This window comes from uncultured Dialister sp. (assembly GCA_900314595.1).
GTDB lineage: Bacteria > Bacillota > Negativicutes > Veillonellales > Dialisteraceae > Dialister.
In genome coordinates this window covers 1-16565 of sequence record OMVW01000036.1, presented here as the reverse complement: position 1 = coordinate 16565, position 16565 = coordinate 1, and the positions used below count along the sequence as shown (strand labels likewise).

At 47.6% G+C, this 16565-nt stretch carries 18 protein-coding genes; 8 read left to right on the top strand and 10 right to left on the bottom strand.

Annotation, left to right across the window (positions count from 1 at the left end):
• Nucleotides 1-118: 118 nt before the first annotated feature.
• The 3 genes from QZN42_RS08280 to relB all read right to left on the bottom strand — a co-directional run bounded on the left by QZN42_RS08280 (nt 119) and on the right by relB (nt 1643).
• On the bottom strand, nt 119-1066 hold the full coding sequence (locus QZN42_RS08280; protein WP_296956431.1) for an alpha/beta hydrolase: 948 nt from the start codon (nt 1064-1066) through the stop codon (nt 119-121).
• A gap of 83 nt (nt 1067-1149) precedes the next feature.
• Entirely contained in the window at nt 1150-1419 is a 270-nt protein-coding gene (locus QZN42_RS08275) for a type II toxin-antitoxin system RelE/ParE family toxin (RefSeq protein ID WP_296956429.1), read from the bottom strand.
• Nucleotides 1419-1643 carry a type II toxin-antitoxin system RelB family antitoxin gene (gene relB / locus QZN42_RS08270; protein WP_296956427.1) on the bottom strand — a complete coding sequence of 75 codons (225 nt, stop codon included), beginning with the start codon at nt 1641-1643 and terminating at the stop codon, nt 1419-1421. The genes QZN42_RS08275 and relB overlap by 1 nt, the downstream gene beginning before the upstream one ends.
• Nucleotides 1644-1819: 176 nt before the next feature.
• Here relB and QZN42_RS08265 point away from each other — a divergent pair, with 176 nt between their 5' ends.
• The 4 genes from QZN42_RS08265 (at nt 1820) to QZN42_RS08250 (ending at nt 3905) form a co-directional block, all read left to right on the top strand.
• Nucleotides 1820-2596, top strand: a complete 777-nt coding sequence (locus QZN42_RS08265; protein ID WP_296956425.1) for a TatD family hydrolase — start codon at nt 1820-1822, stop codon at nt 2594-2596.
• Nucleotides 2597-2644: 48 nt separating this feature from the next.
• On the top strand, nt 2645-3028 hold the full coding sequence (locus QZN42_RS08260) for a hypothetical protein (protein ID WP_296956424.1): 384 nt from the start codon (nt 2645-2647) through the stop codon (nt 3026-3028).
• A gap of 317 nt (nt 3029-3345) precedes the next feature.
• A complete protein-coding gene (locus tag QZN42_RS08255; RefSeq protein WP_296956422.1) occupies nt 3346-3627 on the top strand; it encodes a type II toxin-antitoxin system RelB/DinJ family antitoxin in 282 nt (93 codons plus the stop codon).
• 2 nt (nt 3628-3629) lie between these two features.
• The gene (locus tag QZN42_RS08250; protein WP_296956432.1) at nt 3630-3905 is read left to right on the top strand and encodes a type II toxin-antitoxin system YafQ family toxin; all 276 of its coding nucleotides are present in this window, start codon (nt 3630-3632) and stop codon (nt 3903-3905) included.
• Nucleotides 3906-3966: 61 nt separating this feature from the next.
• On the opposite strand, the gene QZN42_RS08245 is transcribed toward QZN42_RS08250, so the two are convergent.
• From QZN42_RS08245 to rlmD, 7 genes are all read right to left on the bottom strand, one after another.
• Complete coding sequence (locus QZN42_RS08245) at nt 3967-5493, bottom strand: NAD(P)/FAD-dependent oxidoreductase (protein ID WP_296956420.1); 1527 nt, start codon at nt 5491-5493, stop codon at nt 3967-3969.
• A gap of 258 nt (nt 5494-5751) precedes the next feature.
• On the bottom strand, nt 5752-6807 hold the full coding sequence (locus QZN42_RS08240; RefSeq protein ID WP_296956418.1) for a Fic family protein: 1056 nt from the start codon (nt 6805-6807) through the stop codon (nt 5752-5754).
• Nucleotides 6808-6957: 150 nt separating this feature from the next.
• Complete coding sequence (locus tag QZN42_RS08235; protein ID WP_296956416.1) at nt 6958-8190, bottom strand: ATP-binding protein; 1233 nt, start codon at nt 8188-8190, stop codon at nt 6958-6960.
• Nucleotides 8191-8412: 222 nt separating this feature from the next.
• The gene (locus QZN42_RS08230) at nt 8413-8946 is read right to left on the bottom strand and encodes a methylated-DNA--[protein]-cysteine S-methyltransferase (protein ID WP_296956415.1); all 534 of its coding nucleotides are present in this window, start codon (nt 8944-8946) and stop codon (nt 8413-8415) included.
• 1 nt (nt 8947) lies between these two features.
• Nucleotides 8948-10396: a DNA-3-methyladenine glycosylase 2 family protein gene (locus tag QZN42_RS08225; RefSeq protein ID WP_296956412.1), complete on the bottom strand. Its 1449-nt coding sequence runs from the start codon at nt 10394-10396 to the stop codon at nt 8948-8950.
• A gap of 139 nt (nt 10397-10535) precedes the next feature.
• Nucleotides 10536-11351 (bottom strand): class I SAM-dependent methyltransferase, encoded by an 816-nt coding sequence (locus tag QZN42_RS08220; protein WP_296956410.1) that lies wholly within the window; start codon nt 11349-11351, stop codon nt 10536-10538.
• Between the two features lie 200 nt (nt 11352-11551).
• A complete protein-coding gene (gene rlmD / locus QZN42_RS08215; protein WP_296956407.1) occupies nt 11552-12925 on the bottom strand; it encodes a 23S rRNA (uracil(1939)-C(5))-methyltransferase RlmD in 1374 nt (457 codons plus the stop codon).
• 141 nt (nt 12926-13066) lie between these two features.
• Between rlmD and QZN42_RS08210 the strand changes: the two genes are divergently transcribed.
• The 4 genes from QZN42_RS08210 (at nt 13067) to QZN42_RS08195 (ending at nt 16333) form a co-directional block, all read left to right on the top strand.
• A complete protein-coding gene (locus tag QZN42_RS08210) occupies nt 13067-13510 on the top strand; it encodes a cupin domain-containing protein (RefSeq protein WP_296956404.1) in 444 nt (147 codons plus the stop codon).
• A gap of 102 nt (nt 13511-13612) precedes the next feature.
• Nucleotides 13613-14329, top strand: a complete 717-nt coding sequence (locus tag QZN42_RS08205; RefSeq protein WP_296956401.1) for an HAD family phosphatase — start codon at nt 13613-13615, stop codon at nt 14327-14329.
• A 124-nt stretch (nt 14330-14453) separates the two neighbouring features.
• Complete coding sequence (locus tag QZN42_RS08200) at nt 14454-15446, top strand: DUF362 domain-containing protein (RefSeq protein ID WP_296956399.1); 993 nt, start codon at nt 14454-14456, stop codon at nt 15444-15446.
• Between the two features lie 443 nt (nt 15447-15889).
• On the top strand, nt 15890-16333 hold the full coding sequence (locus QZN42_RS08195; RefSeq protein WP_296956396.1) for an endonuclease domain-containing protein: 444 nt from the start codon (nt 15890-15892) through the stop codon (nt 16331-16333).
• The last annotated feature ends 232 nt before the right edge of the window (nt 16334-16565 follow it).

Genomic DNA, 16565 nt, shown 5'->3' with positions numbered 1-16565 from the left:
TTTTGTCGTATTTTTTTCGACTTTTTTGCACAAAAAAGCACGCACCTTTCGATGCGTACTTGAACTATTTTATGAATTTCTTAAGTTAATGACATTGCTGCTAACTGCTAATCACTGCTCACTTCAAGTAAGAATCAAAGAATTCCGTGATGATATCCAGCACTTCTTTCTGGTTCCAGTAGATACCTCCATGAGCGGCCCCTTCCACGAGGTACCGTTTGGAAGGAATCTGACGTTCCCGGAGGGCCTGGAAGAGGAGGTCTGTCTGGCTGGGGGAGACGACCATGTCTTTTGTACCATGCATGAGAAGCATGGGAGCGGAGGTTTTGGAAATATAAGTCATCGGATTGGCTGCCAGGGCAGCTTCACGGTCAGCGAGGATTCCTCCGTCTTTACCGCCGAATACGGCAGAACCGTTCACCCAGAGGGCTTCAGTGGCACCGGGGGATTTATGTTTCTCCTGCACTTCTTCGCTGTAATCGTCACCGATTCTGGTAAGGTCGGAAAGACCGTACAGGTCTACGGCTGCTTTCACGTCACTGGTTACATTGAGATTTTCTCCTTTATCAAAAGTGGTTGTCCCGCTGGTGGTAGCTGCCATAGCGGTGAGGTAGCCTCCCGCACTGCCGCCCACGATTCCTACTCTTTCAGGATCGATGCCAAACTGGTCTGAATGGGCCTTGAGATAGCGGATCGATGCCTTCACGTCTTCCAGGGGCTGGGGGAATTTGGCCGTCGGAGCGACCCGATATTGGATGGAAGCGACCACATAGCCTGCTTCGGCCAGATGCATGCGGAGCTGGATACCATTATCCTTGTTTGCATTGATAAATCCGCCGCCCGTCACGAAAACGATGGCCGGCAGCTTTTCCTTTGCTTTCGGCTGGAGAATATCCATCTTCATGGCGACGGAAGGATAGCCCCGCATGGGCACCTGCTCATAAACCACATTGGAAATCTGATTGATGAGGGGCGTCTTCACATCCACTTTCAGCAATTCACTCTGTGCCTTGCTGACCATCTTTGCCGTAGAAGAATCCACATGGACCACCATATCCGCTGCCATAGCGCTGCCTCCTAAAGAAACCAGCCCTGCCAGCAGGGCGGTCATCATCATTTTTTCATTTCGTTTCCACCAGCCTTTAATAATTATTGACGTTTGTATACTTCTCTCCGGTGAGCTATTTCGAAGAGGAAAATAATTAGGTCTTCGTCATGTATTTCAGCAAAGAGCCGATAATCTCCAAGGCGATAGCGCCATATTCCTTTTACATTTCCAGTCAGGGTTTTGCCTTGCATCCTTGGGTCCGTGGTATCAACCAGATTTTTTATTACCCAGTTTTTAATAACCCGGACTATAGGCTTATCCAACTTCCTTAGCTCTTTGACCGCATGTTCAGAGAATTTGATCTGAAACATCAGACGCCCAGCTCCTTCCAGACATCTTCATGGTCGTAAATTTTTTCTTTCTTCATAAGTTCACGGGCATGAAGAATTCGGGCCTCGTCCATTCTCATATCATTTTCAATTTTATCCAGAACGGCACCGCGAATAAAAGCGGAAAGACTTAAATTATTGGCTGCTGCATAGGCCTGAATGAGTTTGTTTTCATCATCACTGACTCTAAGCGAAATCGTACTCATAATGACCTCCTTGTGTAATACAAGTAATACAATCCTATAAACAGTGTATCAGAAATGAAGAAAATTTCAAGAGTGAGCCTGTTAAACAGTAGCTGCCATACTGAATAATCGCCTTCTTGACGAGTTTCTTTTCGCCCACTATACTGAGTTCAGAGTAAAGAAAGCAGGTACATTTTATGGAAATAAAATACTACGATATAGGTCTCAATCTGTTCACCCGTTCTTTCCCAAAGCCGGAGAAGATTATTTCTGACGCGGAAGAGGCGGGAATCAAATGCATCCTGACGGGCTCGGAATATGAGGAAAACGAACTGGTCAATGATTTCGTGAAGACTCACGATGTATACGGCACGGCAGGCATCCATCCCCATGCCTCAGACGATGCGAAGGAAAGCGATATTGACAGGATTCGGGAAATCATCCTCAAAAATCCACGGATCGTGGCGGTAGGGGAGACAGGCCTCGACTATGACCACATGTATGCGAGGAAGGAAAACCAGCTTCATTATTTCAGAAAGCTCATCGACCTGGCAGAAGAACTGAAGAAGCCTATGTTTCTTCATGAAAGGGACGCGGCAGAAGATTTCATCAATTGCTTCAAAGGCCATGAAGATCTCTGTCCCATTTCCGTGGTCCACTGCTATACGGGAAATAAAAAGACCCTGGAAAAACTGCTGGATATGGGTTTCTACATCGGAATTACCGGCTGGATCTGCGATGAACGCAGGGCAGACGACCTCCGGGAGGCCGTGTCCATTCTTCCTCTGGACCGGGTGATGGTGGAAACCGATGCACCCTACCTCACGCCGAGAGGCTTCCATCTTCCCAGGACGAATGTACCTCAGAATATTACCTACGTCGTGGAGACCCTTGCTTCCTACATGAAAGTGGATCCGGAAGAACTCCGCCTTCATGCCCTGGCGAATACAGAGAAAGTATTTCATCTGAATTAGTTGTTAGTGGTTAGCCGTTAGCTGGCCCTGGGAAAGGTAGTGATTTCTGTGAGCCTTTCAAAAATTTTGCTGGCCGTTGCGCTTGTCCTGTGCCTTGGAAATATTTCTTCTGCTGAATCCGGGACCATCACCATGATTGGGGATACGGCCTATGACAGCAATGGGGACAGCTATACCCGCATTGGAGATACGGTCTATAAAAGCGACGGCACCAGTTATACCACCTATGGAGATACCACATACGCCAGCGATGGAAAAAGCTATATGAATATAGGTGATACCGTTTATGGCAGTGACGGTACCAGTTATACGAAAATCGGCGATACCCTCTACGGCAGTGATGGAAGTGAAGCCACAAAAATAGGGGATACCATCTACTACGACCGTCCCGATGAAGAAGACGAAGACGAGGAGGATTCACCGGTCTTTTGATAAGTTTTGCAGCTGCAGAATGAATCATGCCCGTCAGAAAACCCGCTCCGGTGAGGAAGCGGGCTTTTTGATTCCATCAAAAGTCTATTTCTGATTTCTTCTTTGTCCATACCTGCCTCCTTTGCTTTTACCATTTGTACAGAAATCTGCGACCGTTCCCTTTGGCAAAATGATCCGCCCAATGCTTTAGCAGAGTTGAATTTTCAGGATAAAGTGCAGGTGTCAGTCTATTAAATTCTGCATAATTATAGTATAATGTAAGCAAAAGTAAAGCATTGCTATTAAAAAGTAATATATCTTCGGGGATGGTGATTCATATGGCTGTCAAAACTGCCAATTTCAATATGCGTATGAGTGAGCAGACAAAGCTGGATGCGGAAAACCTTTTCAGTACACTGGGCATGACCCTTCCCCAGGCGATCAATATGTTTATCGCGAAATCCCTTCTCGTGGGAGGGATTCCATTCGAGGTCAGAGTGCCCCGGTATAATCGTGAAACCGAAGCTGCCATGCAGGAAGCCCGGGATATTGCCGAAGGAAAGGGGAAGGCAAAAGTTTACTCTTCTCCGGATGAATTGTTTAAGGACCTGGATGAATAGCGCTGAATATTACTACTACCCGTCAATTCAGAAAAGATTACAAACGCTGCCGGAAACGGGGCTTGAATATGAATCTTCTGAAACAGGTCATCCGTGTCCTGGCCACAGAAGAGCCATTGGAAATGAAATATCATGATCTTGCTTTAACGGGCAATTATGCCGGATTCCGTGAATGCCACATCCAGCCCGACTGGCTGCTGATTTACCGGATTGACCACAATGTATTGATTCTGACTGTTGCCCGGACCGGTTCCCATAGCGATGTACTAAACTTATAAAATGGTATTAAAATTAAAAGCAGGTTTTTAAGGAATCTCCTTAAAACCTGCTTTTCTAGTTTTATTTCTTCAGCAGCCGTTCCGGTTTATAGTAATACCTCGTCCACATGGTGAATTCGGAGAGGGAGGGATGGGGCGTCATGGTTTCGTCGAAGGACTGAAGGCTCCGGCTGTCCAGGGTCCGTTTCAGGGGGAGGGCCCGGAGGGATCGTACCGTTTCGCTTCCGATTTCCTCGTGCACCAGGGTGACTGTGGAAGTCCCGTCCACCATGGATTTCACGAAGGGCTGGATCAATATGGATGCTTCGGGGCCGATGATATAGGCGCCCAGGATTTTTTCGGTCTTTTTGTCCAGAATCAGTTTGATGAATCCGTCATCTTCGTCTCCCGGTTCGAAGCCCAGGGCATAACCTTTGGCAGAGGCAGAGTAGTGGTTCACTGCCACGTCCACGTCAAATCCTTTTTTCCGTGCATCTGCTTCGGTGAGTCCCACGTGAGCTGCTTCGGGGTATGTATAGGTGACGGCGGGAATGCAGTCATAGCGCATCCAGCGCCATTTCTGCGGGTCTTTTTCATAGAAAAGATTGTGGGATGCGATTTCCGCTTCGTTATTTGCCTTGTGGCGGAAGGGGGCCTGACCGTTGATATCTCCAATGGCCCAGATGCCTTCCTGGGTCGTTTCCAGAAATTCATTGGTGAGGATATAGCCCCGCTTGTCCGTTTTGACGGACGTATTTTCCAGGTGCAGCAGGTCGGAAACCGGGACGATGCCCGGGGAGACGAGGATTTCCTCTGCTTTTACTGCTTCTTCGATACCCGTTGCCCGGTCCTTTATGATCAGAACTTTTTCATTTCCTTCTTTATGGACGGAAATCGTATTTTTATTCAGTTTGACATCGATGCCGTAGGACAAGAACTGCTTCAGGAGGAAGGCGGAAATATCTTCGTCTTCTTTCGGAAGGAGCCTTACATTGTGCTGGATGATGGTGACTTTCGTTCCCGCCGCATCCAGGGCATGGGCAAATTCGCAGCCGATCGGTCCTCCGCCGATGATGATGAGGCTTTTATAGGGCTTCTTTGGAAATTTTTCGCCGAAGAAGGATTCAGAAGTGATGTAACCGGTTTCTTGCAGGCCTTCGATTTTCGGGATATTTGTGCGTGCACCCACACCGATGAAGATTTTTTCACCCCTGATCATTTCGCTTCCTCCGTCATTCATGGAAATATGGATGACCTTTGAAGAAGCAAAGGAGGCAGTGCCTTCATAAATGTGAACGTTGGGGAACTGGGCATAATACTCTTTGATTCCTTTATTTTCACCGATTTTATGCCAGAGCCGTTTGGAAAGGATATCCCAGTCGATGGAGGGTTCCTCCGCGTTCACTCCGATTCGTGCGCTTTCCCGGATTTCCCGGACCCGGTTTGCTGCAGTCACCATGACTTTTGTAGGAATACAGCCCCGGTTCAGGCAGGTGCCGCCGAAAGCGCCTTTTTCAATGATAGCCACCGATTTTCCATTGGCAATGGCAGCATCCGCAATAATATTTCCTGCTCCCGTACCGATGATGATTACGTCGAAATTGGTCATGTGCTTTCTCCTTTATATAATATAGAAATAAATATAGTCGTGATTCGTTATTCGCCATCAGCCATTAGATGTCAGACGTCAAAAGGCAATGACCGATTGATTTCTTTATTTTTATTGTACTAGAAAATGAGAAATAAGTAAATCGAAAAACATCAATGACAAATCCGTCTTTTCTTTAAAATCGATGCATACCAGGTGCAGCAAAACCAGCCCCATCAAAAAGCCCTTCTCCTGAAAGGATGAAGGGCTTTTTGATATTCAGTCGTTACGAACATAATGGGTTTTTCTTCCGCTCCCCAGCCTCTCAAGGTATCCTTCAGAAACAAGTTTTTTCAATGCAGCTTCTACAGAAGAGCTGCCCAGGCTGGGGCACTCGATCAGTATTTCCCGTTTCGTAAAAGTCCCGATTTTATTTTCTGCGCACTTTTTCACAATGTCATAGGATGTACTGCGCACCCCTGCCTGTTCCGAAATCTGAAGTCTTTTTTCAAAGTCTCTATAGCAGGAAAGAATAATGGCCAGCATATACCGGATAAAGGGCTTTGGATCATTGCGCCCCTCATGCCAGCCCTGATCCGAACGGGCCAGAGCATCATAATAATCCTCTTTTGTATCTGCAATTGCCTTTTCTATACTGATGTACTGCCCAACCATGTATCCGCTCCGGTAAAGCAGAAGCAGAGTCGGGAGGCGGCTCATCCGTCCATTTCCGTCATTGAAGGGATGAATACAGAGAAAGTCAAGGATAAAACAGGGAATCAGGATCAGTAAATCAATCAGTTCTTCTCCTTCTGCCTGCCTGAAACTTTCACAAAGGTGCTCTATAGCCTCCGGTGTTTCGTAAGGCTCCAGAGGGCGGAACAGAGTCACTTTTTTCCCATCACCCATAATCATATCAATTACGTTGGGAACGGTCTTGAATCTGCCTCCATAGGTAAGCGTGGTTAATTTCAATAATTCCCCATGAAGCTGCAGGATATAGTTGGGCGTCAGTGGAATGTCCCTGTAATTTTGATGCATCAGGGAAAGAACATTCCGATAGCCAAGAATTTCTTTTTCAGCCCTGTTCCTGGGGGTAGTCCGGTCATCCATCAGCTGCTTCAGTCGCGGATGGGTGGTCATAATGCCTTCGATACGGTTGGAGCTTTCCGTACTTTGGATTTTTGCGATTTCAATGAGACGCCGGAGTTCTACCGGTTTCTGACGCAGGAAAAGCTCCTGCCTGCCTTTGTGTTCATGGATTTGGGCCACATAAGACAGAATTTCATTATCCCATGTACGATTTTTCAACAGTCGATAATCAAATTCCCTCATAATTTATCCCCTTTCTCCCAAACGGTCTTCTCTTTCTCACAATTTTATGTGATTTTTGGGAGAAAAGCAATTAGATTGGGAAAAACAATTCCATAGTTAAAGGGGTAACTTTTTCAATTTTGTCAAAAGTTACCCCTTTAACTGCTATTTTTATATAAAAAGCCGGTTATCCTTCATGAAAGACGGCGCATTCACGTGTCTGATTCCATCGCGTTGCTGAATGAGGTCATTCCGGGTCATGAGGTACTTTGGATAATTGTCCCGTATTTTTTCAAAGGGCCTGTATTCCCGGTCTTCCGTCTCCCGGCTGCTCATGATGGTCATAGCCACCTGTACATAAGCATAGTCACGGTTTGCCATATTCAGTATGAAATCACATTCCAGTTTACCAATCCTGCCTACACTGACTTTGTAACCCTTTGATTTCGCATAGATAAATACTACGTTTTCCATGGCAGGGCCGTAATTGACTCGGGCATCCGTATTCAGGGCATAGTACAGTCCCAGGTCGGCAACGTAATATTTCTGCTCGCCGGCAATGGATTTCCTTGATTTCAGATCGAACCGGCGGCAGGGATATATGATTTTAGCATCTTCCAGAATGGTGATATACCGGTTTAATGTTTCTCTTTTGATTTCGCATCCATTCCTGCGTAAATCGTCCAGCATGTTTGTGAGACTCATGGTGGAGCCAAAATTATTGATAATAAACCTTTGCACTGTGTCAAAGACAGAAACTTTACGGATTTTGACCCGTTTCCGGATGTCTTTCTCAAATATTTCCTGAATGACCCCCTGTACATAGGTCTGTTTGTCCATACCTTCGTACTGCAGAGCTTTTGGAAATCCGCCTTCTGCCAGGTAAAGGTCAAATTCACCGGTCAGATCCGGTTGGAGCGGCTTTCCAAGAAATTGCTTCATCCCCAGGTACTCTTCAAAACTCAGTGTATAAAGCTCGAATTCCAGGTACCGTCCTGTCAGTTTCGTGGCCAGTTCACCGCTTAGAAGGTAGGAATTGGAAACGGTGATGAATATGGAAATATCCCCTTCTTCACGGTATCCATTGATGACCAGTTCGAAATCCTTTACATTCTGAATCTCATCAATAAAAAGGTATTTCACACCCGGGAGATGTGCGGTTTTCTGTTCAATGAGAGCATCCAGATCATCGGAAGCAGTGATTTTCTGATATTCTCTCTTGTCCAGATTCAGATAAATCACGTTTTCAGAGGGAATTCCTGCTGCTATCAGCTCATCGGCTATACTCTGCATGAGGCAGGATTTCCCGCAGCGCCGGATCCCTGTAATGACTTTGATGATTTCCGTATCATGATAGAATCCGCGAATTCGCTTCAGGTAATTTTCTCTTTTGTAGACCTTCATCCTATCCACCTCACTTTCTTTCCAGTATATGAAATTATGGGAAAAACATCAAGTTAAGGGGGTAACTTTTTCAATTTTGTCAAAAGTTACCCCTTTAACTGCCTCTTTTTGATTTTATCTTATCATTTATCTTATCATTTGCCCTGTGAATGATAAGATAAAAAATCCCTCAGTACCATTGAAAAGGTTCTACAGAGGGATTTCTGAATTTTTATCTGTTACTCACGGCGCAGTGCTCTTTTTCGGGACGAAGAAGGTATCCTTGAATCCGCCTTCCATTTTGAGAAGGGCCGCTTTTCTGCTGATTCCTCCCGCATAGCCGGTGAGGCTTCCATTCGATCCTACCACCCGGTGGCAGGGTACAATGAGGGAAATTTCATTTCTGGCAACCGCCCCGCCCACAGCCTGGGCGGACATGCGGGCAAGGTCCCGTTTTTTAGCCATGATCTGGGCAATTTCTCCATAGGTCATGGTTTTTCCATAGGGGATGGAATAGAGGATTTCCCATACTTCATTCTGGAAATCGCTTCCCGTGAAGTGGAGGGGCACGTCCACATGGGGCTCTTTGCCGGAGAAATAGATGTCCAGCCATTTCTTTGCCTGCTGAAAGACGGGAAGTTCTTTTTCCTCGTGCTCCTTGTCGAGATAGAGGGCGAAATATTTCTGCCCGTCAAACCAGAGGCCCGTGAGGCCTTTTTCATCCGCCGCCAGGGTGATGTCTCCCAGAGGCGATGCATAATGACTGACGTACTGCATATTAACCTCCCATTTCCAGATTCCATAAACCTACGGTGATGTATGTTTTCCAGGGATTCCAGCTTTCCTGCAGCTTTTTGTCCTTCAGGGCCGGGAATGCATCCATCATTTTTTTGATTCCATAATCCCGATCCAGAAGGATATTTGTATTCTGCATGGTCCTCATGGAAATATATTCCGCTGTCCATGGTCCGATGCCTTTGATGGCCATAAGGTCTCTGATTTTACGTTCCACGTCCGGCGAGTCCCGGAAGGGCCCCGGATTTTCCATGAGGTACCTCGCAGCTCCCTCTATGGCATAGGCTTTCATCTTTGTAATTCCCAGAGGGCCCAGCATTTCGGTAATATCTGCCGCATGCCCCGCAAATTGGTCGCAGGTAGGGAAAAGATACATATTGTCTTCGGGAAGTTTTTCTCCGAAAGTTTCCACAAATTTTTTCAAAGTGGTCCTTGCGCCTTTCACGCTCACCAGCTGGCCGATTACCGCCCGCACGCATATTTCGAAATCATCCATGCTTCCCGGTATCCTCGTCCCTTTCGGAAAAGCGCCGGGGACGACTGTATTGATGGGGGAGAGTCCTTCATAAATTTCCTCGGGACTTGCGTACAGGTCGAACTGGTTCTTCACCTTTGCCATCAGTTCCGGCAGTAACGGGAGAAGGCCTTCGGAAATGGTAAGATTGAGGCAGCTCTTCTTTTCATTGTTGGAAATATGGAGGAGTCCGCTGTATTTTTTATTTCCTTTTCTGATGGAAATGGTCCTTGTATAGACGCCCTTTTCCACTTTTTCCATTCCCTCAATCGTCCGGTCTGCGATGAATTTCAGAAGCGGCTCATAGAGGAAAGGCTTTCTATATCCCACTTTGACTGTAATCTCGCCGGGCACTTTTCCGGCCGCTTTTTTCCGGAAGGAAGAAGGGGTGAGATGGTATTTTTCCTTGAAAAGGGTATTGAACCGCCGGATGCTCCGGAAACCGGAGGCATAGGCCACGTCGGTCATGGAAATCCCCGTATCCGTCAGAAGTTCCTTCGCCAGGAGGAGCCGGCAGGTCTGGAGGTATTCGATGGGAGTCACGCCGAATTCTTCATGGAAAACCCGCCGGAGATGACGGTCTGTGCAGCCTATGACTTCACATACCTCTTCGATAGGCTTTTCCGAGGAAATTTTTTCTTCAAACATCCTCTTTGCCCGGTAAGCGGTATTTTTTCTAAAATCGATGGGTGCATAGCCAGGGGCGAGTTCCGGCCGGCATAAGAGGCAGGGCCGGAAACCCGCCTTTTCCGCCGCTGCCTGGGATTCGAAATACACGCAGTTCTTCTCCTTCGGCATGGTGGGACAGACAGGGCGGCAGTAAATGCCTGTGGTCTTCACACCCACGAAAAATCGTCCGTCATAGCGGGCATCCCTCGTTTTGAAAATTTTGTAGAGTGATTTTTCATCGAGATTCAACCTGCCTCACTTCCTTTCATGAGACAAGCATATCATATTTCCGCTTTGCATTCTCGCCATTTTCGGACATAGGTTTCTGATTTTTCGCAATAAAAAAATGCGGAATCCGCATTTTTCCGTCAAGTCCAAAATGGACTCTTTATTGTGCCAGCCGGAGCCGGAGGACGATGGCTTTCTTTCCTCTGTCCGAATTCTCCATACAGAGCCGGCTGATGAGACTGGCCCGCTTCCCCAGTTTTTTTCTGACCTCCGGGAAAAAGAGCCTTTCCTCCAGAAGCGTCGCCCCTGCTTTTTCCGCAAACTGGCGGCTGTCATCTATGCCAAAGGTCATGAGGGCATTTTTATTTCCTGTCCTCTTTATAAACCAGTTTGTAAATTTCAGTCCTTTTGTGCTGGTAGCGTCAAAAATAAGCTCCTGGCCGGGAAATATTTCCGTGAGGCCGTGAATCAGCTTCAAAATATCTTCCTCCCGGAAATACTGGAAGACCCCTGAAACGACGAGGACCGTGGGGCGCGTCCGGTCTTCGATTTCCCCGGCCCAGTCCAGCGCAAACATATCTCCGCTGATGAGTTTTTCTCCCGGATTTTCTCCATACACTTTCCGGCGGGCATCTATGACCTCCGGCAGATCCACCTCATAAAAAAGAGCCCTGCCGCCTCCCAGTTTTTCTGTCAGCCGGAAATAGGCGCTCTCCAGACCGGCGCCCAGGGAAATCACATGGCAGGGCGAATTCCTTTTTATAAAATCAGCGGCCATCTCATCCATAATGATATAACGGGCTGCCGAGGCGAGATCCGTATATTCGAAAGAGCCCTTCTCCGCATGGCGGGGCAGGTATTTTTCAATCTCCAGCGCCTTCCGGTCATAGAAAAGATCCGGAAACTTCCTGGAAATATGGATCCTCGCCAGAAGGGGAACAAAAACCGTATTGGCAATGCCTTCAAAATTTTTCATTTTCCTTTCGCCCCCGGTGAATGTATCTCATCATTTTTTATTTATTTTATCATTTTATCTAATCCGGGATAAGATCAATAGACGGGAAAGGAAAGTTTTCCATATAAAAAGGGCGCCTCATGATTTCAGGGCGCCTTCATAAATCTAAGGCGCCCACCTTCACGGACCACGAATCACGAATCACGATTACCCCAATTGTCTCATTCCATCTTCTCGAGTAATGACACAGTCTCTACATGCATGGTCTGTGGAAACATATCCACGGGCTGGACTTTTTTCACTTCGTAGCCCAGGTCCCGGAGGATTTTTGCATCTCTGGCAAAAGTAGCGGGATTGCAGGAGACGTAGACGATCCGTTTCGGGTCCATAGCTGCGGCTGATTTCAGGACGGATTCGCTGCAGCCTGCCCGGACAGGATCCATGACGATCACGTCCGGCCTTTCGCCTTTTTCGAATAATTCAGGCATGAGCTTTCCTGCGTCGGCCGCATAAAATTCCACATGGTTGATTCCATTGAAAGCTGCATTTTTCTTTGCATCTTCTATGGCCGGTTCTACGATTTCGATTCCGATGACCCGTTTTGCTTTCTTTGCAAGGCAGAGGGAAATGGTCCCGGTCCCGCAGTAGGCATCGATGACCGTTTCATTTCCTGAAAGGTCTGCGAAATCGAGAGCTTTCTGATAGAGTACTTCGGCCTGTTCTTTATGGACCTGGAAGAAGGAGAAGGGGGAGACTTCAAAGGAAAGGCCCATGAGGGAGGCGGTCAGTTTTTCTTTGCCCCAGAGGTGATGGATTTCCATTCCCAGGATGGTATTTCCTTTTTTGCTCTGTACATTGTGATAAATGGAAACCACTTCGGGGAGAAGCGCATGCATTTCCTTGACCCAGAGAGCCGCAAAGGGGAGCTTCGGGGTGGCGGTAACGATGACTGCCATCACTTCTCCGTTATTTCCTACTCGTCCCATAATATGACGGATGGAGCCTTTTCCCGATTTTTCATTGTACCCCTGGAGATGGTGACGGACCATGAAACCTTCCGCAAAGCGGAGGAGCCGGTTATTTTCCTCCTCCTGGATAAGGCATCCGTCGATGGGGACGATCTGATGGCTTCCCTGGCGGTAGTAGCCGGCCACAGGACCGCTTGTCACCTGGGAGACCGGCACGGCCATTTTATTTCTATAATTCCAGGGATGGGCCGCACCCAGGATGGGAAGGACGATTTCCTCTTCATATCTACCAATCCGCCTCATCACATCCCGCACTCTCCGTTCCTTGATAGAGAGCTGCCCTTCATAGGTGAGATGGGAAATCTGGCAGCCTCCGCAGGATTTGTAAGCGGGGCAGGTGGGCACCGTGCGTTCAGGAGATGATTTTTCTATGGAAATCAGCCGCCCCTGGGCGTAGGACTTCTTTGCCGTCTGGACCGTGGCTTTCACTGTTTCTCCCGGAAGGGCTCCCGGTACAAAGACAGTGAAATCATTCACAGAACCGATTCCCTCCCCGTGAATCCCCAGATCCCGGATGGGTACCTCGTAAGTCTCATTCAATTTGACAGGAATATTTTTCTTCGTCATAACTGGCCTCGCTGATTGATGAAATACTTTGATTCATTATATCATGACCGAAGGCAGAATGCGGGAAGAAATGAGAGCGCTCGCCTATGCCCCCTTTCCATCATATGGTAGAATAGACATGTTAAAGGAGGAACACATTTTATGATTCATCATTTTCATGCAGACGAAAACCGCTGGGACGGAATCGAGCCCCATATTTATAAAGAAAATCCCGGAGTCTTTCGGGACGTGACGAAGCAGATCCTTTTTGACAATGAAACGGACCTCCCTGTGCAGTTCCGCTATTTCCAGGTAGAAAAGGATGGTTTCTCTTCCCTCGAACATCACGGCCACCGCCATTTTGTCATGATTTTCAAAGGGAAAGGCCACGTCCTTCTGGGAAAAGAGGTCTATGAAGTCCATGAAGGAGATACCTTCACCATCGAACCCTGGCAGTGGCACCAGCTGAAGGCAGATATGGGAGACATCCTTGGCTTTCTCTGCCTGGTGAACCATTTCAGGGATACTCCCGTTTACCCGACAGGTGTGGACCTGGCGGAAATCAGGAAGAATCCGGAGGCGGCCCGTTTTCTCGATGAGAAGTGATTGATTTCGTCTTTCCTGACTGAATTGTGCGGCGCACCGCCCCTAATCCCTAATTCCTTCTTCTCCATCGGCACTCATATTAATTTTTAAAAGGAGATGCTCATGCCTAACTACTTACAAGAAAGAAATACAATTATTTTCGATATGGATGGAACCCTGGTCGACTCCGTAGGCGTCTGGAACCAGGTGGATATGGAGCTGATTAAAGAACTGGGCGGAACGCCGGAAGATGAAATGACCGTCAACCACCGGCGGGACCTGGCCCTTGTGAAATACCGCACGCAGAAAAGCCCCTACACCTGCTACTGCGAAGACCTGGGAAAAATCTGCGGCTCGCCCCTTTCCGGCGATGAAATCATGGATATCCGTCATCACATTGCCCATCAAATGATTCGCGAAAAAGTACAGCTGAAACCGGGCGCAGCCGACCTGGTGAAGAAACTGAAAGAAATGGGAAAGACCCTCGTCATTGCGACTACCACGAATACGGGAAATATGAATATTTACCGCTATAAAAATCAGAATATCCTCCGGGTTCTTCCCCTGGACGACTATTTCGATGGTATTTACGTCAGAGAAGATGTGACAGCCATCAAGCCGGATCCCCAGGTCCACCTGAAACTGATGAAAGACCTTCATAAAGAACCTTCCGACTGCTTCATTTTCGAAGACTCCCTCGTGGGAGTAGAGGCAGCTAAAGCTGCAGGAATTCCCGTGGCAGCTATTTATGATGGTTACTCTGAGGCCGACGGGAAAGAAATCAGATCCCTTGCCGACCTCTGGTACGACTCGCTGGAAGAAGTCCTGAAGGATCTGTGAAAAGACCACTCCGGAAGTTATAAAAATTTCTTGCCCTCAAGTCCACTTCAGGTTGTAAAATAGAATCAGAAATATTTCCAATCACTAAGCACTAAAAACTAAGCACTAATCACAGGAGGCAATTATGACAGAACTGAAACCGGGCACCGGCGGAGATACTTACATTCCATACGAAAAACGCACCGGCAATGAATCCATCGTTTATTTCACCCGGGACCTCTCGGCCGCAGGTCTCATTAAAGCGTACAAAAAAATTTCCGAAAATCTTACGGGAAAAGCAGCCGTCAAACTGCACACCGGAGAGCAGCACGGACCAAACATCATCCCCCGTCCCTGGGTACAGGAACTGATGGAAAAAGAAATCCCCAATTCCACCATTGTAGAAACAAATACCTACTACGATGGAGACCGGTACACCACCGAAGAACACAGAAAGACCCTCGAAGTGAATGGCTGGACCTTCGCGCCCGTAGATATTATGGACGAAGAAGGAACCATTATGCTTCCTGTGAAAGGCGGCAAATGGTTCAAAGAAATGTCCGTAGGCAGCCATGAGACAAACTATGACTCCATGCTTGCCCTCACTCACTTCAAAGGCCACGTGCAGGGCGGATTCGGCGGGTCCAATAAAAACCTGGGCATCGGCTGCGCAGATGGCAGGATCGGAAAAGCCATGATCCACACATACCCCGGACAGGACCAGTGGTCCATCGCCGAAGAAGAATTTATGGAAAGAATGACCGAATCTACGAAAGCTACCATCGACTATTTTGGAAAACACATGGCCTATATCAACGTCATGAGAAATATGTCCGTCTCCTGCGACTGCGAAGGAGTAGCTGCTGCACCGGTCGTCACCCCGAACGTAGGCATTCTGGCCTCCCTCGACATCTGTGCCATTGATAATGCATCGGTGGATATGGTCTTTGCCATGAAAGAAAAAGACCATCACGACCTTGTAGAACGCATGACCAGCCGCCACGGTCTCCGCCAGCTCACCTATATGAAAGAACTGGGCATGGGCAATGACAGATACGTACTCATCGACCTGGACAACGGAGAAGTGAGGATCGATGCGAAAGAAGCGGTGAAAGACGTAGTGCCTTTCAAAGGATAACTGAATAGACAATTGTGCAGAACGTTCTTCGTTATTCGTTGTTCGTTCTTCGTGAAGGTGGCCGCCGGATTTATTGGGCGGCCATTTTTATATGCCCGCCCACCCGCCCTCCACAAGGCCCTTCGGGCTTGAAATAATGACTCAAACGCCAGCCCTGCCCGGCGAAAGGCTCCCCTCGAAAGGGGAGCTCCGCGAATGCGGTGAGGGAACGAACCTGTCGAAATGGTAGACTTCTCTGACGACAAAAATTGGAAAAGATGATTTTCTGCTAAATGACCCCAAAACTGGCCCTGCCCGGCGTCAGGCTCCCCTCGAAAGGGGAGCTCCGCGAATGCGGTGAGGGGACGAACATGTCGAAAAGTAAGTCATCTCTGACGACATAAATCTATTTAGAAGATACATATTTTCTGATATACTGAAACTAGCAAAGGGAGGTGCTGCATATGGAAGTCGCCATCTATCAACCGTCAAAAGATAAACATCGCAGGGAAAGAATTGAAGGCATCAATGCGCCGGAAAGCGAAGAAATGAAAAAACGGAAAAAAGAACTTCGGCAGCACATGACTCCCGAAGAAAAACACTTGTGGTACGATTTTTTCAAACACTTCAATGAACAGGGGCCGGAATTCATTCACCAGAAAATCATTGACCATTACATTGTTGACTTCTTCTGCTTTGAACTGGACCTGATTATAGAAATAGACGGCAGCCAGCACTTTACAGAAGCCGGCCGGGCCTATGATGCGGCCCGTACGAAAAAACTTCAATACTGGGGCTTTGAAGTCGTACGTTACTCAAATAGAGAAGTCAACAAAAACTTCCCCGGAGTATGTCAGGACATCATAAACAGGATAGAAGAAAAAGCAGTGGAAGTATTTCAAAACTGAAAACCCGACTCAAAAGCCGGTCCTGCCTGGTGTTCTCGAAAGGGGAGCTCCGGCAAAACCGGTGAAGGGTAACAAGTCGAAACGTTAGCTGTCTCTGTCGACAAAATGTGTCACTTGGGGTAATTCCTTAACATTCTCAGAGTATATAATCCAGCTGAAATGCATCTCCGCCTCTCACGCGAACCGAAAGTGCGCGGACATTCATCCCCTCAGTCGCCTGCGGCGCCAGCTC